This window comes from Kineococcus xinjiangensis (genome assembly GCF_002934625.1).
Taxonomy (GTDB): Bacteria; Actinomycetota; Actinomycetes; order Actinomycetales; family Kineococcaceae; genus Kineococcus_A; species Kineococcus_A xinjiangensis.
This window is the reverse complement of sequence record NZ_PTJD01000013.1, coordinates 95,182-120,898: the sequence shown is the minus strand read 5'-3', so window position 1 is coordinate 120,898 and position 25,717 is coordinate 95,182. Positions and strand designations below refer to the sequence as shown.

The 25,717-nt window shown below is 73.2% G+C and carries 23 protein-coding genes and 1 pseudogene; 15 read left to right on the top strand and 9 right to left on the bottom strand.

Features of this window, described 5'->3' with window-relative positions:
* Positions 1-157: 157 nt before the first annotated feature.
* From CLV92_RS22940 to CLV92_RS16600, 7 genes and pseudogenes are all read left to right on the top strand, one after another.
* Positions 158-1,981 (top strand): annotated as a pseudogene (locus tag CLV92_RS22940) (rhamnogalacturonan lyase); the annotation flags it as partial.
* The gene (locus CLV92_RS23105) at positions 1,955-2,869 is read left to right on the top strand and encodes an LGFP repeat-containing protein (protein ID WP_425433584.1); all 915 of its coding nucleotides are present in this window, start codon (positions 1,955-1,957) and stop codon (positions 2,867-2,869) included. The pseudogene CLV92_RS22940 and the gene CLV92_RS23105, both read left to right, overlap by 27 nt.
* A gap of 139 nt (positions 2,870-3,008) precedes the next feature.
* Positions 3,009-4,046, top strand: coding sequence for a hypothetical protein (locus CLV92_RS16620; protein WP_146099602.1), 1,038 nt, complete (start codon positions 3,009-3,011; stop codon positions 4,044-4,046).
* A 136-nt stretch (positions 4,047-4,182) separates the two neighbouring features.
* The gene (locus CLV92_RS16615) at positions 4,183-6,126 is read left to right on the top strand and encodes a putative bifunctional diguanylate cyclase/phosphodiesterase (RefSeq protein WP_104434553.1); all 1,944 of its coding nucleotides are present in this window, start codon (positions 4,183-4,185) and stop codon (positions 6,124-6,126) included.
* A 96-nt stretch (positions 6,127-6,222) separates the two neighbouring features.
* On the top strand, positions 6,223-6,453 hold the full coding sequence (locus CLV92_RS16610; protein ID WP_146099601.1) for a hypothetical protein: 231 nt from the start codon (positions 6,223-6,225) through the stop codon (positions 6,451-6,453).
* Positions 6,450-6,770: a hypothetical protein gene (locus CLV92_RS16605; protein ID WP_104434549.1), complete on the top strand. Its 321-nt coding sequence runs from the start codon at positions 6,450-6,452 to the stop codon at positions 6,768-6,770. The genes CLV92_RS16610 and CLV92_RS16605 overlap by 4 nt, the downstream gene beginning before the upstream one ends.
* Entirely contained in the window at positions 6,767-7,351 is a 585-nt protein-coding gene (locus CLV92_RS16600; protein WP_104434547.1) for a hypothetical protein, read from the top strand. The genes CLV92_RS16605 and CLV92_RS16600 overlap by 4 nt, the downstream gene beginning before the upstream one ends.
* Positions 7,352-7,388: 37 nt before the next feature.
* Here the strand turns inward: CLV92_RS16600 and CLV92_RS16595 are convergent, their stop codons facing one another.
* The gene (locus CLV92_RS16595; RefSeq protein ID WP_146099600.1) at positions 7,389-9,350 is read right to left on the bottom strand and encodes a methyl-accepting chemotaxis protein; all 1,962 of its coding nucleotides are present in this window, start codon (positions 9,348-9,350) and stop codon (positions 7,389-7,391) included.
* Positions 9,351-9,462: 112 nt separating this feature from the next.
* On the bottom strand, positions 9,463-10,503 hold the full coding sequence (locus tag CLV92_RS16590) for a GGDEF domain-containing protein (protein WP_158257294.1): 1,041 nt from the start codon (positions 10,501-10,503) through the stop codon (positions 9,463-9,465).
* A 339-nt stretch (positions 10,504-10,842) separates the two neighbouring features.
* Here CLV92_RS16590 and CLV92_RS16585 point away from each other — a divergent pair, with 339 nt between their 5' ends.
* Positions 10,843-11,265 (top strand): hypothetical protein, encoded by a 423-nt coding sequence (locus CLV92_RS16585; RefSeq protein WP_104434541.1) that lies wholly within the window; start codon positions 10,843-10,845, stop codon positions 11,263-11,265.
* Between the two features lie 9 nt (positions 11,266-11,274).
* On the opposite strand, the gene CLV92_RS16580 is transcribed toward CLV92_RS16585, so the two are convergent.
* Positions 11,275-12,339, bottom strand: coding sequence for a GGDEF domain-containing protein (locus CLV92_RS16580; protein ID WP_104434539.1), 1,065 nt, complete (start codon positions 12,337-12,339; stop codon positions 11,275-11,277).
* 221 nt (positions 12,340-12,560) lie between these two features.
* On the opposite strand from CLV92_RS16580, the gene CLV92_RS16575 reads away from it, so the two are divergent.
* The gene (locus CLV92_RS16575; protein WP_211291202.1) at positions 12,561-13,310 is read left to right on the top strand and encodes an ion transporter; all 750 of its coding nucleotides are present in this window, start codon (positions 12,561-12,563) and stop codon (positions 13,308-13,310) included.
* Between the two features lie 134 nt (positions 13,311-13,444).
* On the opposite strand, the gene CLV92_RS16570 is transcribed toward CLV92_RS16575, so the two are convergent.
* The gene (locus CLV92_RS16570; RefSeq protein WP_104434537.1) at positions 13,445-14,008 is read right to left on the bottom strand and encodes a dihydrofolate reductase family protein; all 564 of its coding nucleotides are present in this window, start codon (positions 14,006-14,008) and stop codon (positions 13,445-13,447) included.
* Positions 14,009-14,166: 158 nt separating this feature from the next.
* On the opposite strand from CLV92_RS16570, the gene CLV92_RS16565 reads away from it, so the two are divergent.
* Positions 14,167-14,664: an HIT family protein gene (locus tag CLV92_RS16565; protein WP_104434535.1), complete on the top strand. Its 498-nt coding sequence runs from the start codon at positions 14,167-14,169 to the stop codon at positions 14,662-14,664.
* A 17-nt stretch (positions 14,665-14,681) separates the two neighbouring features.
* Here the strand turns inward: CLV92_RS16565 and CLV92_RS16560 are convergent, their stop codons facing one another.
* Complete coding sequence (locus tag CLV92_RS16560) at positions 14,682-15,167, bottom strand: hypothetical protein (protein ID WP_104434533.1); 486 nt, start codon at positions 15,165-15,167, stop codon at positions 14,682-14,684.
* A gap of 116 nt (positions 15,168-15,283) precedes the next feature.
* On the opposite strand from CLV92_RS16560, the gene CLV92_RS21585 reads away from it, so the two are divergent.
* The gene (locus CLV92_RS21585; RefSeq protein ID WP_158257293.1) at positions 15,284-15,454 is read left to right on the top strand and encodes a hypothetical protein; all 171 of its coding nucleotides are present in this window, start codon (positions 15,284-15,286) and stop codon (positions 15,452-15,454) included.
* A 1,542-nt stretch (positions 15,455-16,996) separates the two neighbouring features.
* Here CLV92_RS21585 and CLV92_RS16550 read toward each other — a convergent pair.
* The gene (locus tag CLV92_RS16550; RefSeq protein WP_104434529.1) at positions 16,997-19,405 is read right to left on the bottom strand and encodes a SpoIIE family protein phosphatase; all 2,409 of its coding nucleotides are present in this window, start codon (positions 19,403-19,405) and stop codon (positions 16,997-16,999) included.
* Positions 19,406-19,672: 267 nt separating this feature from the next.
* On the opposite strand from CLV92_RS16550, the gene CLV92_RS16545 reads away from it, so the two are divergent.
* The 3 genes from CLV92_RS16545 to CLV92_RS16535 all read left to right on the top strand — a co-directional run bounded on the left by CLV92_RS16545 (position 19,673) and on the right by CLV92_RS16535 (position 21,823).
* Positions 19,673-19,963, top strand: coding sequence for a type II toxin-antitoxin system Phd/YefM family antitoxin (locus tag CLV92_RS16545; RefSeq protein ID WP_104434527.1), 291 nt, complete (start codon positions 19,673-19,675; stop codon positions 19,961-19,963).
* A gap of 81 nt (positions 19,964-20,044) precedes the next feature.
* Positions 20,045-21,301: a PP2C family protein-serine/threonine phosphatase gene (locus tag CLV92_RS16540; protein ID WP_104434525.1), complete on the top strand. Its 1,257-nt coding sequence runs from the start codon at positions 20,045-20,047 to the stop codon at positions 21,299-21,301.
* A gap of 9 nt (positions 21,302-21,310) precedes the next feature.
* Positions 21,311-21,823, top strand: a complete 513-nt coding sequence (locus CLV92_RS16535) for an ATP-binding protein (RefSeq protein WP_104434523.1) — start codon at positions 21,311-21,313, stop codon at positions 21,821-21,823.
* A 991-nt stretch (positions 21,824-22,814) separates the two neighbouring features.
* On the opposite strand, the gene CLV92_RS16525 is transcribed toward CLV92_RS16535, so the two are convergent.
* Together CLV92_RS16525 and CLV92_RS16520 are read right to left on the bottom strand one after the other, a co-directional pair.
* Complete coding sequence (locus tag CLV92_RS16525) at positions 22,815-23,189, bottom strand: VOC family protein (RefSeq protein ID WP_104434519.1); 375 nt, start codon at positions 23,187-23,189, stop codon at positions 22,815-22,817.
* A 307-nt stretch (positions 23,190-23,496) separates the two neighbouring features.
* Positions 23,497-24,111 carry an HAD family hydrolase gene (locus CLV92_RS16520; protein WP_211291201.1) on the bottom strand — a complete coding sequence of 205 codons (615 nt, stop codon included), beginning with the start codon at positions 24,109-24,111 and terminating at the stop codon, positions 23,497-23,499.
* 112 nt (positions 24,112-24,223) lie between these two features.
* Here CLV92_RS16520 and CLV92_RS16515 point away from each other — a divergent pair, with 112 nt between their 5' ends.
* The gene (locus CLV92_RS16515) at positions 24,224-24,880 is read left to right on the top strand and encodes a hypothetical protein (protein ID WP_104434517.1); all 657 of its coding nucleotides are present in this window, start codon (positions 24,224-24,226) and stop codon (positions 24,878-24,880) included.
* Between the two features lie 185 nt (positions 24,881-25,065).
* On the opposite strand, the gene CLV92_RS16510 is transcribed toward CLV92_RS16515, so the two are convergent.
* Positions 25,066-25,695, bottom strand: a complete 630-nt coding sequence (locus CLV92_RS16510; protein WP_104434515.1) for a maleylpyruvate isomerase family mycothiol-dependent enzyme — start codon at positions 25,693-25,695, stop codon at positions 25,066-25,068.
* Positions 25,696-25,717 lie beyond the last annotated feature (22 nt).

Sequence of the window (25,717 nt, the reverse complement as noted above, 5' to 3'; positions counted from 1 at the left end):
CACTGGGCACGGCGGGTGACGACGTTCACCCCCCTGGAGGTACGGGCTCGCTGCACGCTGGCTTGTGGTGGCTCTCGGTGATGCCCTCCCTCCTGTGACCGCTTACAGCCCGGACGCCCCCTCGTCCCCCGCACGCCCTCCCCGCCGGTCGCCGCGCATGCGGCGCTCGCTGCTGGCCACGCTCGCCGCCGGCGCCGTCCTCAGCGGCCCCACCCTGGTGGCGCCCCCGGCCGAGGCTGCGCCCGCGACCCGGCAGGTGGAGGCGCTGGACCGCGGCGTCGTCAGCGTCCGCTCCGGCCAGGGCAACCTGGTGACCTGGCGACTGCTGTCCACCGACCCGGCCGCCGTGGCCTTCAACGTCTACCGCGGAACCACCCGCGTGAACGCGGCCCCGCTGACCGCCGGCACCAACCACTGGGACGGCGGCGCGCCCGCCACCGCGGTCTACACCGTGCGCCCCGTGGTCGGTGGCGTGGAGCAGGCGGCATCGGGACCGTCCCTGACCCTCGACGCGGGGTACTTCGACGTGCCGCTGCAGATCCCCGCCGGGGGTACCACCCCGGCCGGGGAGGCCTACACCTACTCCGCGAACGACACCAGCGTCGGGGACCTGGACGGCGACGGCGACTACGAGTTCGTCGTCAAGTGGGACCCGAGCAACGCCAAGGACAACTCCCAGAAGGGCTACACCGGCAACGTCCTCCTCGACGCCTACCGCCTCGACGGCACCCGGCTGTGGCGCATCGACCTGGGCCGCAACATCCGCGCCGGTGCGCACTACACCCAGTTCCAGGTCTACGACTACGACGGCGACGGCCGCGCCGAGGTCGCCGTGAAGACCGCGGACGGCACCGTCGACGGCACCGGCGTCGTCATCGGGAACGCGAGCGCCGACCACCGCAACTCCGGCGGCTACGTGCTCACCGGGCCCGAGTTCCTCACCGTGTTCAGCGGCCTCACCGGCAAGGCGCTCGCGTCGGCCCCCTACGCCCCTCCGCGCGGCACCGTCTCCTCGTGGGGCGACAACTACGGCAACCGCGTCGACCGCTTCCTCGCCGGGACCGCCTACCTCGACGGCTCGCGCCCCAGCATCGTCATGGCCCGCGGTTACTACGCCCGCACCGTCGTCTCGACCTGGGACTTCCGCGGCGGCAAGCTCACCCCGCGCTGGACGTTCGACACGTCGACCCCGGGCAACGAGACCTACGCCGGCCAGGGCAGCCACAGCCTCTCCGTCGCCGACGTGGACGCCGACGGCAAGGACGAGATCGTCTACGGCGGCATGGCCCTCGACGACACCGGCAAGGGCCTGTGGAACACCCACATGGAGCACGGCGACGCCCAGCACGTCGGCGACCTCGACCCCTCGCGCCCCGGCCTGGAGGTCTTCAAGGTCAACGAGCACACGAACAAGCCCACCTCCTACTTCGCCGACGCCCGCACCGGTGAGGTGCTGTGGACGACCCCGGCCGGCTACGACAACGGCCGCGGCGTCTCCGCCGACATCTGGGCCGGCAGCCCCGGCGCGGAGTCCTGGTCCTCCAGCGACGGCGCGGTGCGCGGCCCCGGGGGCACCGACCTCGGCATCGCCAAGCCCTCCTCGATCAACGGTCTCGTCTGGTGGGACGCCGACCCGGTGCGCGAGCTCCTCGACCACATCAAGATCTCGAAGTACAGCCCCACCGGCGACGCCCGCCTCCTGACGGGCTCCGGCGTGAACTCGAACAACACCTCCAAGTCCAACGCGGCGCTCTCCGGCGACATCCTCGGGGACTGGCGCGAGGAGGTCGTCTGGCGCACCTGGGACAACACGGCCCTGCGGATCTACTCCACGCCCTACTTCACCGACCTGCGCCTGATCACGCTGATGCACGACACGCAGTACCGCACCGGCGTGGCGTGGCAGAACTCCGGCTACAACCAGCCGCCCCACCCCAGCTTCGACCTCGCGACGGTGCTCGCGAAGGCGACCGTCCCCACGCCGACTCCCACGGCCACACCCACCGCGACGCCCACCGCGACGCCCACGGCCACCCCCACCCTGAAGCCGGCACCGGCACCCGCACCGGCACCGGCCACCCCGACGACCACGCCCACCGCGACGCCCACGGCCACCCCCACCCTGAAGCCGGCACCCGCACCCGCCCCCGCTCCGGCACCCGCACCCGCCCCGGCCCCGGCACCGGTCGCGCAGCGCCCGGACGGCTCGGTGGACTTCACCCGCGCAGGCCGCACGCACAACGTCCGCGGCGCGATCCTCGACCGCTACCGCGCGGTGAACGGGCCGGACGGGCCGCTGGGCTGGCCGACCAGCAGCGAGACCGCCGTGCGCGGTGGTGCGGTCACCACGTTCGAGCGCGGGGCGGTGTACTGGAGCCCCGCCACGGGCGCGCACATCGTCACCGGCGCGATCCGGGAGACGTGGATCCGCCAGGGCGGTGAGAACTCCGCCCTGGGCTTCCCCCGCGGCGAGGAGGTCCGCATCCGCGGCGGTGTGGTGCAGCGGTTCTCCGGTGGGCTCGTCTACTGGAGCCCGGCGACCGGCGCCCACGAGGTGCGCGGTGCGATCCTCGACCGCTACGCCGCCGTCGAGTGGGAGAACTCCCTGCTCGGCTACCCCGTGACCGGGGAGATCGCCGTGCGGGGCGGGGCCTTCACCGCCTTCCAGGGCGGCGCGATCTACTGGTCCCCCGCCACCGGCGCGCACATCGTCACCGGCGCGATCCGGGAGGCGTGGGCACGGCAGGGCTGGGAGGGCGGCCGCCTGGGCCACCCCCGCAGCGGTGAGTACGCCGTCCCCGACGGGGTGCGGCAGGACTTCGAGCGCGGTTCCCTCACGTTCTCCCGGGCCACGGGCCGCGTGAGCTGAGGCAGGCGATCCGACGCGGGCGGGGTGGTGGGCCGGCAGTCCCGGTCCCACCACCCCGCTGCGCGCGCTCCGCTGGCGTCTGGCGCGGCCGTGGTTACCGTGGCCGGATGCCGACCGACCCGACCGACCCCCGCGCGCCGTGGCAGGAGTGATCCGCCGCCTGAGCCACCGACTGCACGTCGACCTGGTCCGCAGCCCCAAGGGGGTGCAGCACCTGACGACGCTGGTGGTGACGGCCGTCTCGACCATCCTGCTGACGCGGCTGTTCCTGGAGCTGACCGGCTACCCGCAGATCGGCGGCTCCAGCCTGCACATCGCCCACGTCCTGCCCGGCGGCCTCCTCATGCTCGCCGCGCTGGTCCTCCTGCTCGCCCACATCGGCGCCGGCCCGCGCCCGCCGGCCGCCGTGCTGGGCGGTGTGGGGTTCGGGCTGTTCATCGACGAGGTCGGCAAGTTCGTCACCACCGACAACGACTACTTCTACGAGCCGGCCGCGGCGATCATGTACGTGGTCTTCGCGCTACTGGTGACGTGGGCGACGCGCTGGCGCAGGAGCCGGCCCCTCGACCCCGACGAGCGGGTGGCGGGCGCCGCCTTCGCGCTCGTCGACGGTCTCGCCGGGCGGCTGTCGGAACGCCGCAGGGACGACGCGCTGCGGTTGCTGGAGAAGGCGGGCGACTCCCCCGGCGCCGCGGAGATCGGGCGGTTGCTGCGGCAGGTGCGCCCCGCTCCCGTCTCCCCCTCCCACCACCTGGAGGACCTGTGGGTGGCGGTCCGGAGCCTGTTCGACCGGCTGGCCGGCACGCGCTGGGCGGTGCCGCTGATGGGCGCGCTGCTGCTGGCGCAGGCGCTGGGGGCGACGCTCATCGCCGTGGGCCTGTGGCGGGCCGGCGAGGGTGACGGCGTCTCGTTCAGCGGGGTCCTGCTGGGGGCGACGGCGTCGTTCTTCCTCGCGCTCGCGGGGCTGCGCCGCTGGCGGGACGAGGGGCGCCGGGCGGCCGTGGAGTCCTTCCAGCGGGCGGTGCTGGTGTCGCTGCTCCTGACCCAGGTGTTCCTCTTCGCGGCCTCGCAGTTCACGGCGACCGCCGGCCTGCTCGTGGACCTGGTGCTCCTCGGGCTGCTGACCGCGGACCTCGACCGGCTGCGGCGCACCGGGGAGGAACCCGCGCAGTCCTGAGCGTGGCGCGGGTGCGGCGCTGCTCCGACCGGGTGAGGCCCGGGAGCCCGTGTCCAGCCGGGGCCGGCGGTTGCCGAATCTCCTGGTGGACGGGAGGCGCCCGTCCATCGGCGGACCGGGATGCGGAGGTGGCGAGGTGCTCCGCGCCCTCACGTCCTGGCGGATCTTCGGTGTCGCACTGGTCCTGTCGGTCCTCGCCGTCGCGGCCCTGGCGGTCAGCCTGGAGCGGAAGACGCACGACGCGGCCCTCGAGCAGGTCGTGGCGGACGCAGAGCTCATCAGCGAGCTCCTCCTGGAGCCCGTCCTGCCCGCGCCCGGTTCCGCGGGCGTGGACCTCGCGCCCGAGGCGCGGCGCGCCCTCGACGCCGGTGTCGAGCGGCTGCGCTCGGAGGGCCGGCTCATCGGCCTGCAGGTCTGGCACCCCGACGGTCACCTGGTCTACAGCGACCAGCGCAACGTCGGGCCGCTGAGCGCGGCCGAGCGCACCGGCCTGGTCGAGGTGCTGCACGGGCAGCCCGTCGTGGAGTTCGAGCGCGAGGAGGGCCGCGACGAGGCGACCGCCACGGTGCTCGTGGCGCCGCAGGCCGCCGGCGGTCCCAGCGGGCTCGTCGCGGAGGTCCTGCTCCCCGAGGACGCCCTGGCCACGTCGCTGACCACCACGGCACACAACCTCTACGGCGGCGCCGCCTTCCTCGCGCTCGTCCTCGCGGCCGCCGGCATCGGGGCGCGCCGCAGGGTGCTGCGGCGCGAGCAGGAGGCCCTGCACGACGCGCTGACGGGACTGGGGAACCGGGCGATGCTGACGCGCGCCGGCACGGCGGCGCTGTCCGGCGCGCGCCGTCGCGGCGGGCCGCGCGACGTGGCACTGCTGCTGCTGGACCTCGACGGCTTCAAGACGGTCAACGACACGCTCGGCCACGCCGTCGGCGACGAGCTCCTCGTGCAGGTGGCCGCGGCGCTGCGGTCGGCGGTGCGTCCCGACGACGTCGTGGTCCGCCTCGGCGGGGACGAGTTCGCGGTCCTGGTGACGGATCCCGCCCCCGCCGGGCTGGAGCTGCGGCGGGCCGAGGCGATCGTGGCGGCGCTGAGCCGTCCCTTCACGGTGGAGCGCGTCACCCTCGAGGTGGGCGTCAGCATCGGGGTCGCCGTGGCGGGCGTCGGCGGCGACTTCGACGTGCTGCTGCGGCAGGCGGACGTCGCCATGTACCAGGCGAAGCGCTCCGGTGGCGGTGCCCGCCGCTACGACTTCGCCGACGACCCCCACGACGCGCAGATGCTCGGGCTGCTGTCGGAGCTGCGCCACGCCATCGACGTGGGGCAGTTGCGGCTGCACTACCAGCCGAAGGCGTCGCTGCGGGAGGGACGCACGGTGGGCTTCGAGGCCCTGGTCCGCTGGGAGCACCCCGAGCGGGGGCTCCTGCCTCCGGGCGCGTTCGTGCCGATGGCCGAGCGCACCGCGCTGCTGCGCCCCCTCACCACGTGGGTGCTGCGCCAGGCGGTGCACCAGTGCGCGGCGTGGCGGGCACTGGGCTGGGACGTCGACGTCGCCGTCAACATCGCCCCGCCGACCCTGCTGGAGCCGGGCTTCCCCGAGCAGGTCGTGGACCTGCTCGCCGAGGCGGAGCTGCCGGGCACGGCCCTCGAGCTGGAGATCACGGAGACGGCCGTCATGGTGGACCCCGTGCGCGCCGCGGAGACGCTGCGCCGCCTGCAGACCATGGGGATCTCCGTGTCGATCGACGACTTCGGCGCCGGCTACACGTCGCTGTCCTACCTGAAGACGCTGCCCGTGCGCAGCCTCAAGATCGACCGGGGCTTCGTCACGCACCTCATGACCTGCGAGAAGGACGAGGCGGTGGCGCGCTCCGTGGTGGGGCTGGGCCACGACCTGGGCCTGACCGTCGTCGCCGAGGGCGTGGAGTCCAGCGACGTGCGCCAGCGCCTGACGGAGATGGGCTGCGACGAGATGCAGGGGTACCTGCTGTCCCGGCCGATGCCCGCGGAGGACGTGCAGCCGTGGCTGCTGCGCCAGCAGCTGGAGCCGCGGGACGCGGCGCGGCGGGTTCCCGCGGGGCCGTAGGGCGCTCCGGGCCGGGCCGTGGAGGGGTGTCACCCCGACGGCGGGAATCGTCAAGAAGTGCTTGACGACCGGGTGGTGTCAAGTTCTACTTGACGCATGCCCTCCTCGACGAAGCCGTCCACTCCCTCCCGCGTGAGCCCCCTCGCCTTCCTGCCCCTCGCCGTCGCCTCGCTCGTGCTGCTGCTGCGCCCCGAGAGCACCCTGGGCTCCGTCCTCGTCCTGGTCGCACTCGCCGGCGCCGGTGTCGCAGCCGGCTGGTCCGTCGGCGTGCAGCGCCGCCACGCCCGCGCCGCCGCCGCCGCGTCAGCCCCCGGGACCGGCGCATGAGCACGACCACCGCGCGCCGTCCCCGCTGGACCCGTCTCCTCGCCCCGGCCGTCCTCGTGGCGGTGGCCCTCGCCGGAGCGATCCTCGTCTCCTCCCTGCGCGGGGGGTGGTCGTGGGGCAACGTCGCCAGCACCGCCCTGGGGTTCGTCACCGGCGGCGCCGTCGCCGTGCTGGTCGCACTGGTGCTCCTGCGCCTGGCGACGGCCCGGCACCGCCGCCGCCGGATCGACGCCGAGCAGCAGCGCCGCGACCGGGCTGCGCTCGACGCCCTGGAGCCCCTGCGCGACGCCACCGGCCCCCGCGAGGAGCCTTCGTGAGCCCCACGACCGGGCTGCTCACCGACGCCGAGGTCCAGGCCCTGCGCGACGCCGTCACCGAGGCCGTGCTCGCGACGCCCGCAGGGATGCGCGAGTCCCTCGCCGACGATCCCGAGGCCGCCCTGCGGCTCGTCGCCGCGACCCGCGTCGCGGCGGAGGAGACCAGTCGCCTGCTGCGCGAGGCGGCCGCCGGAGCCCGGGCCGCCGGCCACAGCTGGGACACCCTCGGCAAGCTCCTCGGGGTCAGCAAGCAGGCCGCCCAGCAGCGGTTCGGCACCCCCAGCCGCCCGGACCCGGGGGAGACGACCGGCCCGCGCGAACGCAAGGTCCTCTCCCCCCTCACCTCCCTGGACGAGATGGCCGTCCTCACCGAGCACGGCCGCAAGGGCTGGGAACTCGTGGACTACGGAACCCTCTTCCACGTGGTGGAGGAATCCGACGTCCAGTGGGAGCACTACCGCCACCCGTGGAGCCCCGGCGCCCGGCGCCGCATGGAGGCCGAGGGCTGGACGCTCGTGAAGACGATGACGTTCCCCTGGGGCTACTACAAGCGCTCCCTCGACCTGCCCCCCGAGGCCTGATCCGCGGAACCGGCCCGCGGAACCCGGCCCGCGAGGGTCAGACCTTGAAGCCGCCCACCAGCCCGCGCAGCGCGTCGGCGGCCCGGGCGAGGCGCTCGCCGCTCGCGAGGGTCTCCTCGACCCCCGCGCGGGTGGCGGTGGCGGCGTGGGCCATCGAGGCGAAGCTGCCCGCGATCTCGCTGGTGCCGCTGGCGGCCTCGGTCACCCCGCGCGCCATCTCCCGGGTGGTGGCGTCCTGCTCCTCCACCGCGGCGGCGATGACGCCCTGGATCTGGTCGATCTGCTCGATGACGTCGCGGATCTGGGCGATGGCCGTGACGGCCCCGTCGACGTCGGTCTGCAGGCGGGTGATGCGACCCTCGATCTCCTCCGTGGCGGACGCGGTCTGGGTCGCCAGCTCCCGGACCTCGCTCGCGACGACCGCGAAGCCGCGACCGGCGTCGCCGGCGCGAGCCGCCTCGATGGTCGCGTTGAGGGCCAGCAGGTTCGTCTGCCCGGCGATGGCCGAGATGGTCCGCACCACCCCGCTGATCTCGGCGGAGGTGTCGGCGAGCGCCGCCATGACGGACGTGGTGGCCTGCGAGGCCTCCACGGCGGTGGCCGCGACCTGCGCCGCCTCCGACGTGCTGCGGGCGATCTCCCCGATGCTCAGGCCCATCTCCTCCGTGCCGGCGGCGACTCCCGCGACGTGGTCGCTGACGGTGCCGGCCGTGGCGGACAGCCCGTCGGCGTGGTCGCTGGCCTGCCGTGCGGCGGTGGACATGCGCTGGCCGATGCCGGTGAGGTCGCTGGAGGTGCTGGCGAGCAGGTCGGCCTGCGCACCGATCGCCCCCACGGTCGAGGCGATCTTCGACACGAACCGGTTGAAGGCGGCGCCGAGAGCACCGAGCTCGTCGCGACGGCTCTCGTCGACGCGCTGGGTCAGGTCCCCGTCGCCGTCGGCGATCGCCACGAGGCGGTCGCGCAGCTCGACGACGGGACGGCTGATCCGCGAGCCGAGGACCCAGGTGCCGACGCCCATCACCAGCAGCGCCACGAGCCCGAGCAGCACGGTGGAGGTGCGCAGGTCGGCGGCGGCGGCCAGGGCGCGCTCGGTCGGGGCGCTCACCACCAGGCTCCACGTCTCGCCCTCGGTCAGCGGCACGGGGGCGGCAGCGGTGATGGCGTCGCCGTCGAGGTGGTCGTCGTGGCCCTGGACGGTGGCCACCTTCCCGGCGGCGGCGACCCCGGTGGCGAGTTCGCCGAAGGGGCCCGCCAGCTTCTCGTCGAGGCGCTCGGGGTCCGGGTGGGCGACGACGGCCCCGGCGTCGCTGATCAGCGCGGCGTAGCCGGTGCCGTACGGGGTGAGCTCGCCGATCTCCTCGGTGAGGGCTGCCAGGCCGATGTCGACCGTCACGGCACCGAGGAACCTCCCGTCGGCGACGATGGGCGTCACGGCGGTGGTCATGAGGACGTCCTGGCCGGCCACCTCGTAGTGGTAGGGCTCGGTGACGGTCTGGCGCAGGGTCTCGCGCGGCACGAGGTACCAGTCACCGGCGCCGGGGGTCTCGTAGTCCACCAGCGGGGTGACGGCGAGGTCGCCGCCGTCGTAGTACCAGTACGGGATGAGCCGGCCGGTGGCGTCGGAGGAGGGGTGCCCGGCGTACTCGGCGTCGCGGCCGTCGAAGGCGTCGGGCTCCCAGATGGTGCCCATGCCGACGAACCCGGGGTGCTGGCGCAGGGAGTCCTCGAGGATCGCGTCCACCTGTTCGCGGGGCACGCCCCCGGTGCGCTGCAGCGCCTGCAGGGCCGAGGCCACCTCGGCGGTGACGGCCAGGGCGGCGCGCAGCCGCTCCCCGGTCACCTCGGCGTGCTGCGCGGCGATCGCCTCCGTGTACTGCCGTGTCTGGCCCTCGGCCATCCTCTCGGCGCGCACGGCGATGGCGGCGGTGAGGGCGGCGAGGACGATCACGGTGACGCAGAGCACGCTCGCGACCAATCGGGTCCGGATGCTGCGCACGGCGGGCTCCTGGCGGGATCGATGGGTGGATCCCCTGGAACATCGGCGGCCGGGCGGCGCACCTTGACGCGGTCGGCGGCACGGGTTCCGCGCCAGGCCGGACCGCGCGGCGCTAGGCGGCTCCCGGCACGCCGCGACGCGTCGCCTTCACCTCGTACAGGGCGGCGTCGGCCGCGGCGAGCATCTCCTCCAGGCCCGCCGTGGCGGGCAGCGTGGCGATCCCCACGGACATCCGCAGCCGGAAGGGGTGGGATGCGGTGTCGGCGTGTGCCGCCAGCTCGGCGCGGATCCGCTCGGCCACCGGCCCGCCGTCGGGGGCCTCCACCAGGGCCACGAACTCGTCGCCACCCGTGCGGGCGATGAGGTCGGTGGGGCGCAGGCTGCGGCGCAGCACGTCCGCCGCCCCGACGACCGCCGCGTCCCCGGCGGCGTGCCCGTGGGTGTCGTTGACGCCCTTCATGTCGTCGATGTCCACCGCCACCACGGTGACCGTGCCGACGCCGACCCGCCGCAGGAATCGCGGCAGCAGCGCCACGAGGCCCCGCCGGTTGCACACCCCGGTCAGGGCGTCGACCAGCGCGGCGCCCTCGTGCTGGGCGCGCATCTCCTCCATGCCGCGGATCATGCGGCGTCGAACGGCCAGCGACACCGCCGAGAGGACGGTGGCAGCCACCATCGCGTAGGCGAACACCTCCCATGCGGCGTCAGCCGGCGCGAACAGGGCGACCCGCAGCCAGCCCGCCCACGCCGCGGCCACGAGGGCGGCGTACCAGGGCACGCTGAGCACGAACAGCCCCATCGCGGTGATGCAGAGGAGCAGGTTCACCGACTGCACGGGGTCCTGCGTCATCTCCAGCAGGGCCGCGCTGTTGTAGATGGGAACGAGTCCGACGGCAGTGGTGGCGGCATGCACCCACCGGCCCATCCGGGCGCCGAACCGGGTGACGATCCAGCCGCTCGCGGCCATGACCGCGGCGGTGCCCGCCAGCCAGCAGTTCACGACCGTCAGCAGCGGGGCCCCGGTGCGCCAGGCACCGACGACGCCGCCCCCCAGGTAGAAGAGGTAGAGCGCGGTGAGGCCGATGCAGAGGACGCGCGCCGAGCGCACGATCTCGCGCTGGTGGCAGCGCACGAGGTCGACCTGGCCCGGCACGGCCGGGCGATCCCGCCCGCTTCCGGTCCCGTCTGCCCGCATCGTTCCTCCGACTGGTCCCCGCCCGCGCCCGTCCACCGAATCGCACGGGGACTCGACGAGCATCGGCGACGGGCACCGCGTTCTGGAGGGCCAGGGTAAGAGCCCCTCTGTCTCCGGCGCGAGGACACGGGGCCCACACCGCTCCCGGTTGCAGGTGTCGGGACTGGGCGAGAGCGCCCCCACCGCGCCGAACGACGGCGATGCGGGCCGCCAGCTCAACCGCCGCGTGGTCATCAGCACCGCCGGGTGACCCCCGCGACCCTTGACGTCAGGAGAGCCTGACGTCAGGCTGAGCATGTGGTCACCGTGGAGGAGCTGGAGAGCACGATCACCCTGCCGGCCGCCGTCGCCCGCTACGAGGTGCTGCGGGCCCGGGACTCCCTCGTGGAGGGCGCCGATCCGCTCGGGGAGCGCGACGGCACACCCGAGCCCCTGGACCGCGAGGAGGCGCTGGAACTGCTGGCCCTCGGCGAGGTCATCGCCCGCAAGGCCGGCTGCGGGCGCCAGCTCGCCGTCCGCACCGCCCGCACCACGGGTGCCACGTGGGCACAGATCGGCCAGGCGCTCGGCATCAGCAGGCAGTCGGCGTGGGAGCTGCACATGCGCTGGATCGACCAGCAGGTCCACCAGGACGCCCAGCACGACTACGCGGACCTCGACGCCGCCGGGCAGGCCCTGGCCCGCGCCCTGGCGGGCGACCCGGACGACGCTCAGGACTGAACCGCCGGGTCAGCCCGCGCGGCGCCGGGGTCCCCGCCGGGACTGCTTGTCGGCGCGCATCGCCGCGTCCGCGGCGTGCCAGGCGTCACTGAGGGGCCGGTCCGGACTGCTGGCCGCGGCACCGATCGACGCCTGCACGCCCGCCGCGCGCAGCGCGCAGCCCAGCCGCGCCGCCCACGCGCGCACCCCCTCACCGCCCGCGTCGGCAGCGATGAGCCCGAAGACGTCGCCCTCCACCCGCGCCACCTGGTCGCAGGGCCGCACCGCCGACTCCAGCGCCCGGGCCGCCCGCACGAGCAGCTCGTCGCCGGCCTCGTGACCGAGGGAGTCGTTGATCTGCGAGAGGCCGTCGAGGTCGACGACGGCCACCGCGCTGCACCGCCCGCCGCGCAGGCAGCGCTGCTCCTCGGCGTCCAGCGCGCGCTCCCAGCCGCGCCGGTTGAGCACGCCGGTGAGGGGGTCGCGGTTGGCCATCGCATAGGCGGCCGCCGCCACCTCGGAGCGCTCGTGGGCGAACTCCTCCTTCGCCAGGAGGGTGCTGAGGAGGCGGGCGAACAGCTCGACGACCGGCAGCTCCAGGGCGAGCTCGTCGGGTTGTCGGTTGCCGGAGAACGCGCAGAGGGTCCCCCGCAGGTGGCCCTCCTCGGTGAGCAGCGGCACCCCGAGGTAGGCGCCGACGCGGAAGCGGCGGTCCACTCCCGGCGCACCGAAGGCCATCTCGATGCGCGCGTCGGTGGCGACGCGGGGGGCGGAGCCCGCGTGGATCTGCCGGCTGAGGGAGTCCAGCCACGGCAGGGGCGTGCCCTGGGGGATGCGGAAGGCCCCCGACCGGGCGACGTGGACCTCCTGGGAGCCTTCGCGGACGCGCGTGACCACCCAGAGGTCCATCCCGAACCGCTCCTGGAGGTGGGCGAGGACGGCGTCGGCGGCCTCGGTGAAGCCGGACCAGGGCACCTCGGCCAGGTCGGCCGCCACGGCCCGGGACAGGCCGGGCGCGGGCCCGTGCACGACCCGCACCCCGCCCTCCCGCGACAGGACGGGTCCCGGCGCGCCCGTGGGGGCTGGTCCGAGCATGCGATCACCTACCTCGACGATCACGACGCTGTGAGTTGAGCGAGGCCTTCTTCCTCGATGGTAGGCACGGAGCGTCACAGTGGGTGACCTCAGCAGCACCAGCGCTGCGGCCTAACGGGTGAAGCGTGCTCCCGCAACCCGGTCGGCGCGAGTCGAAGCAGGGCCGAGAGAGGACGGGGCGCGGGTCGAGCACGGGCAGCCGCCGTGGGAGGGTCCCGAGCATGGGTGGTGCGGAGCGGGCTGAGCGGGAACGGGCCGAGCAGGAGCGGGCCGAGGAGGAGCGGGACCTCCACGGCGCCGAGCTGCTGGCGCGTCGGCTGGACACGCCGATGAGCGTTCTCGGCGTGGTCTTCCTGCTCGTCGTGCTCGGGCAGTCGCTCGCGCAGGACCCCCGCCTAGCGACCGCGCTGACGGTGGCGGGCTGGGTGCTCTGGCTGGTCTTCGCGCTGGAGTTCGCCCTGCGCGCCTACGTCGCCCCCGACCGGGGCCGCTTCTGGCGCCGCAACTGGTGGCAGCTCGTCTTCCTCCTGCTGCCGTTCCTGCGGTTCGTGCGGGCGCTCAGCCTGCTGCGCTTCATCCGCGCGGGCCGGGTGCTGCGCGTGGGCGGGGTGCTCTCCGCCAGCATCCGCGGATCGCGCTCGGCGGGGCGGCTGCTGTCCAGCCGGGTCTCCTGGCTGGGCGTGCTGACGGCGGTGGTGATCCTCGGCTCCAGCCAGGCGCTGTACCTGCTGGGCTCCTACGACGACTACGCCGCGGCCCTGCACGCCGCGGCGCTCGCCACGATCGCCGGCAACACCCTGTCGGCTCCCGGGACGTTCGCGCGGGTGCTGGAGGTGGCGCTGGCGGTGTACTCGGTGGCCATCTTCGCCACGCTCGCCGGCGCCCTGGGCGCCTACTTCCTCGAGCAGCGCGAGAAGCCCGCGCCGGAGCCCACGCCGGAGCCCGCGCAGGAGGCCACCGGCTCGCCATGATCGGGTGTGGGCCCTGAGGGGACGTGCGCCGGGTCGGGCGGGGTGGTTGCCGGCGTCGCCGGCGCGGTCGTGGCGTCGGGGTGCTGCCGCCCCGCGTCGCAGCGCAGCGTCGTCACCGGAGCCCTGAGGGAGGGTCAGCGGTTGACGTCGTAGACGAGCTTGGTGATGCCGTTGCCGTAGGTCTCGGACTCGCGGACCGTGAGGAACTGCTTGTCCTTGTCGGCGTCGCTGAACAGGCGCTTCCCGGCGCCGAGCAGGACCGGGAACACGAGCAGGTGGTAGCGGTCGACCAGCCCCGCATCTGCCAGCGCGCGCCCCAGGGTGGCGCTGCCGTGCACGGCGATGGGGCCGCCCTCGGTCTGCTTGAGCGCGGCGACGTCCTCGAGGGAGCGCAGGACGGTGGCCGGCCAGCGCTCGTCGCCCTGTTCGAGGGTGGTGGAGACCACGTAGCGGGGCATGGCGTTGTAGCCGGCGAACTCGTCCATGGTCGGCCAGATCGGCGCGAAGGCCTCGTAGCTGACGCGCCCGAGCAGCAGGGCGCTCGTCTCCTCCTGCTCGCGCCCCTTGATCTCGTAGACCGCGGGGTCGAACTCGATGTCCTTGAAGGTCCAGCCGCTGTTGCGGTAGCCGGGCTCGCCGCCGGGGGCCTCCATGACGCCGTCGAGGGACATGAAGGCGGTGACGATGAGGGTGCGCATGCTCGTTCCTCCGTGGTGTTCGTCGGGGTCCTCGTCAGGATCGACTCCCGGGACGGACCGTAGTCATCGGTGCGCGCCGACCGCGTCCGCGTCTGCCGCCGGGCGCATGGTCGTCAGGGCTGCTGCCGAGCAGCGCACGGCGCCTCTACCGTCCTGCCATGGACGTGGGGACCGGATGCGCGATCTGCGCCAAGCACCGCGGGGAGGGGCCACTGGTCGGTCCCCTCGTCTGGTCCGACGACCTCGTGGTGGTGTCCCACAGGCCCGTCAGCAGCCCTGGAACCGGAGTGGCGCCGGGGTACCTGTTCGTCGAGAGCCGGCGGCACGTCGAGCGCTGGCAGCACCTGACCCGCGAGGAGGCGATGGCCGTCGCCGAAGCGGGGTGGATCGCCTCCCGCGTCCTGGCCGGGCACTTCGCCACCCCGCACGTGTTCAGCGCGATCGTGGGCATGGGCGTCGCCCACTTCCACCAGCACGTCTTCCTCCGCCCTGCGTCGACCCCTGGATCTGTCCCCTGGCCCGAGTCCGGGACGTGGCCGGGCGCAGTGACCGTCACCGCCGACGAGCTCGACCTCCTCGTCGACGAACTGGCCTCGACGTGGGCGGCGCAACTGCGCCTGGAGCGACGGGACCCGGGCGGTGGGCGCCGTCCGTGACCGAGGTTGCGACGCACTCAGGCGGTGTAGTGGCCCGTCCAGGAGGCGCCCGTCCACAGCTCGTACGCGCCTCGCCGCACGGGTGACGGGTAGAGGCCGGGAGGGTCGTAGCCGGGCTGCGGGGCGGACTTCACGCGCCCGTCCCGGTGCAGGACCCAGGTGCCGCTGTAGTCCCAGGGCGGGCCGGCGTCGGTGTCGCGCACGTGGCTGCCGCCGCCGTTGTGGAACTGCCCGAAGGTGATCGTCAGGGTGGTGTAGCCGTGCTGGAGTTCCTCGATCTTGCGCCTGCCCACGGCCTTCCACCAGCGCCCGGTCAGGATGAAGGGCACGAACCCGAGCGCCATGACCGGGATGAAGCCGAGTGTCTCGTGGCGCTGCGCCTCGGGGATCAGGAAGATGATCGTCAGGCTCACCGCGAACGCCAGGGCACCGTGGATGAGCAGGCGCACCCCCAGCTGGTGCGCTGTCGGTCCGGACAGCAGGGCCGGCGGTCTGGCCGGCACCTGCGGTGTCCGCCCGTGGACCAGTGCCTCGGCGTAGCCGGGGACTTCCCGGGGCCTGACGTGGCGCAGCCTCCGAGAGTTCCGCGTAGACACCGTCAGCCTCGCCCGGTGCGCGGATGAGTGCCCATCGCACGGGCCCGGAGGCTGCCGTCGACGAGGGCAACCGCCCGGCCGCAGCCGTCGTCGCCCGCGTCGGCGACCTCGATGTCCACGACGACCACCGTGCCAAGAACGGCCGCATCGTGGAGGTCGACGGCGCCGACATCAGCCGTTGGGACCAGCGCTGACGCCAGTTTCGGTGCCGTTCCGGTCCCAGCAGGGGCGCGATCGCGTCGCTCCACGATCGCCGACGCCGCGAGTGGCACGCGCCCACGACGGTCGGCGCTCATCCGCGATCGTCGATGAGAGCGCGTTGGACGGGTGAATCCGGTGCCGCCTGAGCACTCGTGGACCGCACGGGCAGACACAGTGGGCAGGGTGGATGTGCAGGCAGGTCGGGTGGTCATGGTGGTGGCTCTGCTGTGCGCGTCAGGATGCGGGGAGCCGACGGGTTCGACCTCCAGCTGCCCAGGCTCCGCAGACCCGGTCCATTGGACGACCAGCGCCGAGTTCGCGCCCGTGGAGCCGGCTCCTGCTGCCGTGACGGGTGACGCCCCGACCCCTGTGACCCTCGATGCTTCGATCCGCGTCCCCGGCCGCACCGGCGCAGACCCGAGCCACCCCCTCGAGCTGCACTGCGGAGGCCCCCACGAGCTGCGCCTGGACCTGTGGTCGGAAGTCCCCACAGGTCGGCTTCCCATCACGGACGCCTTCCTCACTCCCGCGGAGTGCTCTCCGGAGACGATCAGCGCACAGGGCAGCTCCGGCGTCCTGGTCCTGGCCAGCGCAGATCCCAGCTGCTTCCAGACGCGAGAGGCCGGAGGAGCATTCAACTTCACAGGGTGGCGGATCGACGTCACGGAGGCGGAACCAGGCACCTACACCTGGACTCGCACCCTCGCCTGGAGCGAGCCGGCTCCGAGCACCTCGACCTCACAACCCGTGGCACCACAACGGTACGGCGAGGTCACCGTGACCGCGGTGCTGCAGCCGTAGTCCACGACGACGGCACGCCACTACCGGCGATCGGGCGCGAACATGCCCGCCGGTTGTGGTGAGCCAGACTCTCTGGCACACCTACGAGCCAAGATCGGTGAGGGGCGGATCGCACGAGTCGCTCGCATCCACGTCCCGTCAGCCCCGACGTCCACCTCTCTGTGGTGCTCGCCGTGCTCGCCGGGGAGGTCGTCATGTCCAAAGCTGCCCGCCACGGCGTCGTCGCCGCCACCGTCGGCACCTGGTGTGACCGGTTCGTCGCCGCCGGCGGGGAGGGCCGGCTCCCGAGCCACCGGGCATCCCTGGCGCGGGCCCCACCACCGAGCGGCGGCGGGCGGAGAACGAGCAGTTGAAGCTCGCCCCGGCCGAGGCGGTCATCCAGGTCCGCATCCCGCAGGCGGGATCTGGCGGCTCTGCGCGGTGGTGGACTACGCCACGAAGTTCTGCCTCGCTGTCACCGTGACAACGACACGTTGCGGCGGCGATGCGGTGGCTCGTGCCCACGCCGCCATCGCTGCTGCGCCACCCTCTTCGCCGGTCCGACCGACCATCGCGTCACGTCCGCCCCACCGCGACGCCTTACCGCGACATGCCGGGCCCTTGACGCGGGTGCATCGAGATCCACACCAACATCCGGCTCCGCGGACGCGGCTTGCATCTGCGGGACGAGCACCGCGACGTCGTGAGCCGCGTGAGGGCTGAGAAGTCGGGGCTGGTGGGTCAACGCACTGGTCTCAAGCGTGCAGCTCGACCCAGACGGTCTTGCCTATGGCTTCCTCGCGAACTCCCCATGCGCTGGCGAGCAGGTCGACCATGGCCAGGCCGCGTCCGCCGAGTGCATCGGGGTCGGCGGGAGCCAGGACAGGCAGGCGGGAGTCGTCGTCGCTGACCTCGACCCGCATCGTGCTGGGCGTGGAGCTCACCTGCAGCCGGGCTTGGCTGCGCCCGTGGGAGATGGCGTTGGTGACGACCTCGCTGACCAGCAGGGTGAGGGTGTCGCAGATGTCCTCGCTCGTCTGCAGGTGGCAGCAGTAGTCGTGCACGAAGGTGCGGGCCTGCCGGACCGCGGCCGGATCAGGATCCAGGAGGAGGACGGTGTCGCTGAGATCGTCCTGCTCGCGCTCGCAGTGGTCGTCGACGTCGCGGACGTCGACGACGGTGGCCGTCTGCGGGCCGGCATCGTCAGCTGGTCCGGCGCTGCTCAGGGTGGGTTCGTGCCGTGGGTCGAGGTTCGCTCCGGCCTCGGCCGGTCGGAGGGCGTCTTCGGGGTGGGCGTACAACGCGAGCAGCGCGACGTCGTCCTCGACCTGAAGACCCACCAGCTCCAGCAGCCCGTCGACCAGCTCCTCCGGCGTTCCGTGGTTCAGCTCACGGGCCGCTCCGGCGAGCCACTGCAGGCCCTCGTCCAGCGACGCGTCGCGGCGTTCGATGAGCCCGTCGGTGTAGAAGAGCACCGTGGCGCCCGGGACCAGGACGACCTCGTGGTCGGTGCGGGCGGTGTGCGGGTCGATGCCGACCATGAGGTCGATCTTGGCGTCGAGGAAGCGCGGCGCCGCCCCCGGCTGCAGCAGCAGCGGCGGGGGGTGACCGGCGTTGGACCAGCGCAGCACTCGGGTGCCGGCCGCCAGGTGCTGCGCCGGCTGTTCCACCCGGGCCAGGATCACCGTGGCCAGGGCGTTGACTCCGAGGTCGTGGGCGGCGCGGTCCAGGGCGCTGAGCACGCCCGCCGGTGGCTCACCGGTGGCGTGGTCGATGCCGCGTAGCAGGTTGCGCAGCTGGCCCATGGTCGCCGCGGCGTTCTGGTCGTGACCGGCGACGTCGCCGATGACCAGGCTGGTGGAGCCGCCGGGGGTGCGGTAGGCGTCGTACCAGTCCCCGCCGACCTGGGACTCCGCCGCGGCCGGGGCGTAACGGACCACCACCTGCAGGTAGTCCGCCTGTGGAGGTGCGGTGAGCATGGAACGCTGCAAGGTCTCGGAGAAGCGTGCCGCAGTGGCGCTGGCGGCGCGTTCCCCGTCGCGAGCGGCCAGCCGCTCCAACGCCTGGGTGATCAACGCCGCGAAGGCATTCACCAGGTCACGGTCCTGCTGGGTCCAGGTGCGTGGCTGGCTGAAGGCCATCGCCAGCGAGCCCAGCAACCGACCGTGCCCGCGCAGCGGGGCGCTGGCCGAGGCTTGGGTGTCAGCTGCGGTGTAGAGCTCCTCCGCTTCGGGGAAGCGGGCGACGGTGGCGGCCAGGTCCTCGTGGAAGTGCGCCTCGCCGGTCGCTGCGGTGTGCACGATGGGCAGTGGGTGGTCCCTCGGCAGCAGCTGCACGGCGGCGCGCACGTCGGCGGCGATGGTGTCGGTGATCAGGAAGCGGACGTGGGCGTCGTCGGGCTCACGCAGGCACAGTCCTGATCCGGAAGCGCCCAGCAGGCTGGTGCTGTGCCTGGCGATGACTTTCAGAACGGCGTCCTCGTCCTGGGCTTCGCCGAGTGAGTGGGCGATGTCGACCAGCCCGGCCTGCTGCTCGGCCCACCGGCGGGCGGTCCTCAACGCCGCCCCCAGCTCCTGCCCACGCAAGTAGAGATCGCTCTCGGCACGCTGCAGGTCGGCGCGGGCAGTACGCAGCGCCGACCCGGCCACCGGCTCAGCAGCCCTCCCGGCCACCGCGTCATCGTCGGCGTCGGCCTCGATGTCGGCCTCGACAGCGGTGGTGGCCTGGAGTCGCTCGTCGACGTAGCTGGTGACCTCTTCGGAGCGGTGCAGCATCCACCGGACCTGTCCGGACTCATCGAGCAGGGGGATGTTGACCGGAGACCACCAGCGGCGCAGGAACCCTCCACCGGGGGCGGGAACGTCGTACTTCTGCAGCGCCATCGTGTCCGGGCGGGCGGTCTGCAGCACCCGGTCCAGCGAGGCTTTGAAGTTGGTCGACCCCAACGCGTCGGGGTCCTCGGGATTGTCGGGGAAGGTGTCGAAGATGGACCGCCCGATCAGGTCGGAGCGGGTGCGGGCCACAGCACGCAGGGCGGCGCTGTTGACGGCCACGATCACGGCGTCGCGGTCCAGGATCAGGGAGGGCGTGGGGGTGGCCTCGAAGGCAGCGGCGAAGTCGACGTCGCCGGCACCTGCCACCAGGTCCTCCACCTGTCTCCTCATCGCATGAGCCACCCGGAAGGTATGGCGCCGGAACTGCACTGAGGCGGTATCCACCGACCATGACGGAAACTCTCCAGACACCAGAGCACACCGAAGGGGTGCCTGTCGCGCTGACACGACAGCGACGGGTGCAGGCAGCTGAGGGATGCACGCGCCCGGTGAGGCCGTGTCCGCCTTGTACAACTCGTCCGTTTGGTCGCATGGCGGTCGGGGTATGTGGTGGGTGTGCAGCCACCGAGCGAGGCCACTGAGGAGCCGGGCACACCGGTGCCCGCGCGCATCGCCGAGCTGCAGGTCTCCCTGGCTCGGGAACAGCTGGCCGACCTGATCAACCGAGTCGCCTACGCCGGGGAGACGATCTACCTCACCCGGCGCGGGCGGCGGATGGCCGCTCTCGTGCCGGTGCCCTCGATGCTTCCCCAGCCCACCGCCTCCACCAGCGCCGACGCTACGACTCCAGACGGCGCGGCTCTGGACGGCGCGCAGGTTGCTGTGTCCGAGACGATCGCAGTGGCAGAGGCGCCCCCGGCAGGCGCCACCGCGAGTGAGCGGGACTGAGCCGTGACCGCCACCCCTGGCGCCTTCGGGCTGCCTGCACTCACCGGCGGAGCATCCTGCGATATCCCTGGTGACCCACTCGTGACGCTGGCGCACCTGCTGGAGTTCGCCCACTCCGCCGCCCCCGTCGAGCTCCCGATCGCCATCCACGACGCCGCGCAACGGATGGGCGCCACCGACGTGCAGGTCCTCCTCGTCGACTGGCAGCAGGAGCAACTGATGCCCCTGGACCTGGACGAGCCCGACCAGCCACCCAGCGGCGCCGCTGACCCGAACGGGGCTGCCGGTGCGGTGGCCATCGAGGGCACCACCGCCGGTCGCGCCTTCACCGCTGGCACGTCCGTGGTCACTCCCGTCTCCGCCGCCGCTGGTGGTGGCGCGCTGGTCGAGACGCCCTCGCTGGACGGCATCGAGCGTCTGGGGGTGCTGCGGCTGCGCCTGCCCCTGTCCGTGGAGCAGGCCGGCGAGGCGGTGCAGGCGCACTGCCGTCGCTTCGCCGACCTGGTGACCCAGTTCGTCGCCACCAAAGGCCGCGTCACCGATGAGTACCACCGGGTGCGCCAGAGCCGGCCGATGACCCTGGCCGCGCAGATCCAGTGGCAGGTCCTACCTCCGATGACCGCCCACGTCTCCAGTCTCACCATCGCCGGGCAAGTGGAGCCGGCCTACGAAGTCGGCGGCGACGCCTTCGACTACGCCCTCAACCGCGACCGCACCCACTTCGCCATCTTCGACGCCATGGGCCACGGCGTCTCCGCCAGCGTCACCACCGCCCTGGCCATCGGCGCCTACCGCAACAGCCGCCGCCACGGCCACGAACTCGCCGAGACCCTGGAGCGCATCGACACCGAACTGGCCACCGAGTTCCCCGACGACCGCTACGTCACCGCGATGCTGGGCGAGGTGGACCAGGCCACCGGGCGGCTCCTGCTGGTCAACGCCGGGCACCTGCAGCCGATGCTGCTGCGCGGACGCCACGTCCACCCCCTGCCCCACGTCGAACCGACCCTTCCCTTGGGAATGGGACTGCCCGAGCGGCCCCCGCCGCTGGTCACCGAGGCCCGCCTGCAGCCCGGGGACCGGCTCTTCCTGCTCACCGACGGCATCCTCGACGCCACCAATGCCGACGGGGTGCCCTTCGGAGAGGAGATGCTCGCCGGCCTCATCGAACGCGCCGTCCTGAATGAGTCGCCCCTAGTGGAACTGGTGCGGTCCATCGCCCGCGGCGTCTTCGACTACCAGCACGGCCAGCTGCACGACGACGCCTCCTTGCTGGTCCTGGACTACCTCGGCTTGCCCGGGCAGCGCCCCCCCGCCGGTCAAGCACCTGAGCAGTGAAGTGGAGCCATGACGACGACCATCGACACTGCCCCGACCAGTCCCGACGAGCTGGACTACCCCTGGACGGCCTGCGTCACCCTCCCACCCAGCCCCACCAGTCCCCGCACCGCCCGGCGCCTGCTCGACCTGGTCGCCGCAGCCTGGGACGTCCCTGTGCCCGAACCGGCTGAGCTGCTGCTCACCGAAGTCGTCACCAACGTCGTCGTCCACGCCCACACCGACATGACCGTCCACCTCTACGCCGGCCCCGCCGGCCTGCGCGTGGAGGTCGACGACTCCTCACCCGAGCCGCCCCACGAACGACGCCCCACCCACCGCTCCGAACACGGCCGCGGCCTCCTGCTCCTGCAGCGCCTCGCACGCCAGTGGGGCTACGAAGTCCATGACGGGCCCGCCCCAGCCGAGACCGGCAAGACCCTTTGGTTCGAACTCAGCAGCGACCACAACCACGGCGACCAGGGCGACCACGACGAAACCGCCCTGCACGCCGCCTTCGCCGACGACCTCAACACCACCTGACCCGGCTGACGGCCGACCCGCACCGCCGACCCTGCCGTGATCTTGATGGTCCATAGGGCCACCACAAGACACGGCGAACGCCCTCGTCCGTCGATGACCGCGCGGTCGTTGCGAGGCCTCGAAGGGGGTGCGCTGGTCGCTGGTTCACGTCGTTGACGCGCGGGTGAGGAAGCGGATGTGCACGTCCATGGCGGCGGCGTCCAGGGGCCGCCCGCCCACCCCCTCGACCAGCCACAGCCGGGCCCCTGGGGCCTCGGCCAGCTCGTGCAGGCCACCCGCTCAAGATCTGCCTGCACAGCACTGATGCACCAGCACCGAGCGTGAGGAGTTCATGGTGCGCCCCCGCCGGATGATCCTCATCGCGGTCGCCGCGATCTGCACCGCAGCAACCACCGCATGCGCCTCGGGAAGCGCGGCCCCCGACCGCGGCACCGCTGCACGGACGACGCCCGGCGCGGCGGGGCCTTCCGCGAGCGCGCCCGCCGGCAAGGCGCCGCCCTCGAGCGCCCCGATGCCGGGAACCGAGGCTCCCGACGGCCCCGCCCTGCGCGGCGCCGTGTCAGCCCTGCTGACCGCCGCTGCGGTGGAGCAGCCCGCGCATGGGCCCGCGCCGTCGCCTCACCCCGCCGTGGATGGTTCTCGTGGCGCTCCTCACCCTCGCCGCGGCACCCGTCACCCTGTACATCCTTCTGTCCGCCGCGTTCCACGCCGACCCCCGACCGTTCCTCGTCGGGGGCACCCGCAGCCGCGGCTGGTGGCGGGCGACCGCCCTCGCCGCCGCCACGATCGTGCTCACCGGAGCCGCTGCGGTCCTTCACGCGTCGCAGCAGCGAAGCGCGCGAAGCCGCCCTCGTCGAAGCGTCCGTCTTCGGCGAACCGGCCGACGTGGTCGTCGACATCGAGTGGATCGACGAAGACGACGTCACCACCTCGTGAACGGCTCGCCTCGCCCGAACCGACGCCAGCCGTTTCCGACCCGTGCGGTGCCGGTTCAGAGGTACGGGCGGGTGATGAGTTCCAGCAGGTGCCCCGCCGGGTCCTTGAAGTACACCCCGCGCCCGCCGTGCTCGGAGTTCGTCTCCTCGGGTCGCGTCATGTGCGGGTCGGCCCAGTGCTCGATGTCGTGATCGACGAGCCAGGCGTAGGCGCGCTCGAAGTGGGCGTCGCCGACGAGGAAGGCGTAGTGCTGCATCTGGATCTCGAAGGGCGGTGCTGCGAACTGCAGCATGACGCCGTCCGTGAGACTGATGTTCGTGAACGGCCCCCAACTGGGGGCGGGCTCGGCTTCGAGGAGTTCGGTGTAGAACTGCGCTGACACCGGCCCGTCGAGCGAGGCGATGATGGTGTGGTTGAACGTGGCTGGCATGGTGGTCCTCTCCTTCGCGATCGTGGTGGTTGGCCTCACGAGCGGGAGGAGAGGAGGGGCACGAGCCCGGCTGCCGTTCAGAGCAGCGCCGGATCACCGATCTGTGCGTGGCCGTTGGCCGATCCGGTCATCATGCAGACGACCGTAGCCCGCCCTCACCGGTTCCGGTAGACCCTTCGCCGACCGAGCGTCAGCACTGCCGAAGAGCCGCGTTCGAACGCGCCGCGACGGCTCGCTCGAACGCTGCACAGCCGCTGTCCAGCGTCCGCCGTCGCCGCCGGTCGTCGGCGCTGGACCCAGGTGAGGGTCAGGCGACTCGGCGCAGGGGGCGGACGTCGACGGCGTCCATGCCGGCGGCCTCCGCCGCGGCCAGTCCTTCGTCGCTGTCCTCGAAGACGAGGCAGCCGCGCGCCTCGACACCCAGCCGCTCAGCGGCCAGCAGGAACAGGTCGGGGGCGGGCTTGCCCCGCTGCACGTCCTCACGCGTGAGCACGACGTCGAAGAGCTCCAGCAGTCCCAGGGCCGTGGCGGTCGAGGTCACCGTCCGCCGGGCACCGCCGGTGGCCAGGGCGGTCCTGCGCTGACCGTGGTGCCGGCGCAGCACATCGGTCACCGCGCGGACCTCGCCGATCTGGTGGGCGCGCCGCAGGTAGGCCTCGTCACGTCGCGCGGCGACCGCTGCGGGGTCCACGTCCACCCCTTGGGCGGCGGCGAGCATGGCGATCATCTCCCGGCTCGACACCCCCGTGCGCGCGTCGAACCATGACTGCTCCAGCACCACGCCGACCGGCACGAGGGCCTCGCGCAGGACCTCGAAGTTGACCTGCTGACTGTCGGCCACGGTGCCGTCCCAGTCGAACAGCAGCGCCTCGTGGTGGGGCGCCGGCTGGAGGTCTGCACTGCTCATGGCCCGGGTCAGCACCCGGCCATGGTCCCAGGCCCCTCGACCGCCGGAGTGCGGCCGCGTCTCGACAGCGGCGCGGCAGCTCGCGACGATCAGTCCGTCCGCACACCGCCGCTCTCGGAGGACCGTCGTGACCACTGCCGCCCAGTCCCACGAGGTTCCCCACGGTGTCCTGCTGCTGCTGCAGCGCGCCACCGGCGCCGGCCTGCTCAGCAGTGCCGAGGCGATGGCCGCCGCCCTGACCGAGGCGGGATGGGTGCGCGGCGCGACCAGCGGCTCGTGGTCCTACAACGCGGACGCCTCCTGGACGGTGGAGTCCGCCGACCACGCCCCGAACCTGTCGATCTTCACGCACGGCGACGACGAGCAGGAGTACGAGCAGCTGCTCCACCTCGCCGACGCACTGCACGCCGTGATCGACTCCGGGCAGGCGGGAGCGGTGCAGCCTGGCGCTCCGGATCCGGACTGGAGCACCTGGTCCGGCGGGGACGTGGTCCTCTCGCTGAACGTGACGCCACAGCGGCAGTTGGGCAAGCACCGACTGCCTGCGTTGCTGCAGCTGGCCATCGAGCGGGCCGACACCCCATCGGAAGGGCTCACCCCGGATCCGCAGCGGGCCCGCAGCCTGGCCCGGGAGGGCTCGCCGATCACCCGCTGGTACCTGGCCGGTGAGGACCACCTGCCCGACGACGTGGTGGCCCTGCTCGGCGCGGACGAGGACGCGGCCGTCGTGGCCGCCCTGGACGCCAACGAGGGGCAGCGGCGCCTCGCGCGCGGCGAGCGGTGAGGTTCGCGCCACGGAGGAGGACCTCGGGTGCTGGATGGCGGCAGCCCTGTCGTTCCACGCGGACGGCTCGGGCGGGAAGCCGAGGTCGAGGACCAGGTCGAGGTAGGCCCGTCCACGTGCCGGGCGTGCCCGCCCCGGCAGGCGGCCGGCCGGGCCACCCGACGGTGCGGGACGTCGGGGCGAATTCAGCCCGGCGCGAGCCGGTCGCGCAGGGTGGGTGCGCCCTCGCCGACGAGGGTGTCGAGACCCGCGGCTCGACCGGTGCAGGCCAGCAGCAGCCCTTCGGCCGTGCCGCTCACCACCGGTCCGGCGCCGTGCGACCAGTCGATGTCCTTCGCCTCGAACCGCAGACCGGTCAGCGCCCCCTTGCGCACCAGGCCCGAGGGGGCCGTCATGAGGAACGTCAGCGCCTTCCGCAGCCGGGCCTCGGGGACGTCGCGGGGCAGGTGCAGCGGCCACCGGATGTCCAGGCCGTGCACCAGCACGTCGACCAGGGGAACCTCCGGCCCCGATCCCGGCGGGGTGAACCGGGTGTCCGCCTTGCGGCGCAGGACCTCCAGGATCTCGGCGAAGGGGCGCTGCGCCAGCCGGCGGGTCACCCGCTGGTTCGCCCGGTCGAAGTTCCCGCCCGCCAGGAGCACGGCCAGCGCGACCTTCGGGGTGCTCACCTCCAGCGGCATGACCAGGTGCGCGAGGACGTCGTGGACGCTCCACGCCGCGCACAGGCTCCTGCTCGCCTGCTGCTCAGGGGTCAGGGCCGCGAGCTGATCGGCCAGAGCCCGCCGCTCCTCTGCGATCTCTTCGAAGACGTCCACGGGCCGATCCTGGCACCGGGCC

Coding starts and splice junctions, on each gene's coding strand:
- CLV92_RS16525 (WP_104434519.1), bottom strand. CDS start 23,189: ATGCCAGCCACGTTCAACCACACCATCATCGCCTCGCTCGACGGGCCG.
- CLV92_RS16550 (WP_104434529.1), bottom strand. CDS start 19,405: ATGAGGAGACAGGTGGAGGACCTGGTGGCAGGTGCCGGCGACGTCGAC.
- CLV92_RS16605 (WP_104434549.1), top strand. CDS start 6,450: ATGAGCACGACCACCGCGCGCCGTCCCCGCTGGACCCGTCTCCTCGCC.
- CLV92_RS16570 (WP_104434537.1), bottom strand. CDS start 14,008: ATGCGCACCCTCATCGTCACCGCCTTCATGTCCCTCGACGGCGTCATG.
- CLV92_RS16565 (WP_104434535.1), top strand. CDS start 14,167: ATGGACGTGGGGACCGGATGCGCGATCTGCGCCAAGCACCGCGGGGAG.
- CLV92_RS16580 (WP_104434539.1), bottom strand. CDS start 12,339: ATGCTCGGACCAGCCCCCACGGGCGCGCCGGGACCCGTCCTGTCGCGG.
- CLV92_RS16575 (WP_211291202.1), top strand. CDS start 12,561: ATGGGTGGTGCGGAGCGGGCTGAGCGGGAACGGGCCGAGCAGGAGCGG.
- CLV92_RS16610 (WP_146099601.1), top strand. CDS start 6,223: ATGCCCTCCTCGACGAAGCCGTCCACTCCCTCCCGCGTGAGCCCCCTC.
- CLV92_RS21585 (WP_158257293.1), top strand. CDS start 15,284: ATGAGTGCCCATCGCACGGGCCCGGAGGCTGCCGTCGACGAGGGCAAC.
- CLV92_RS16535 (WP_104434523.1), top strand. CDS start 21,311: ATGACGACGACCATCGACACTGCCCCGACCAGTCCCGACGAGCTGGAC.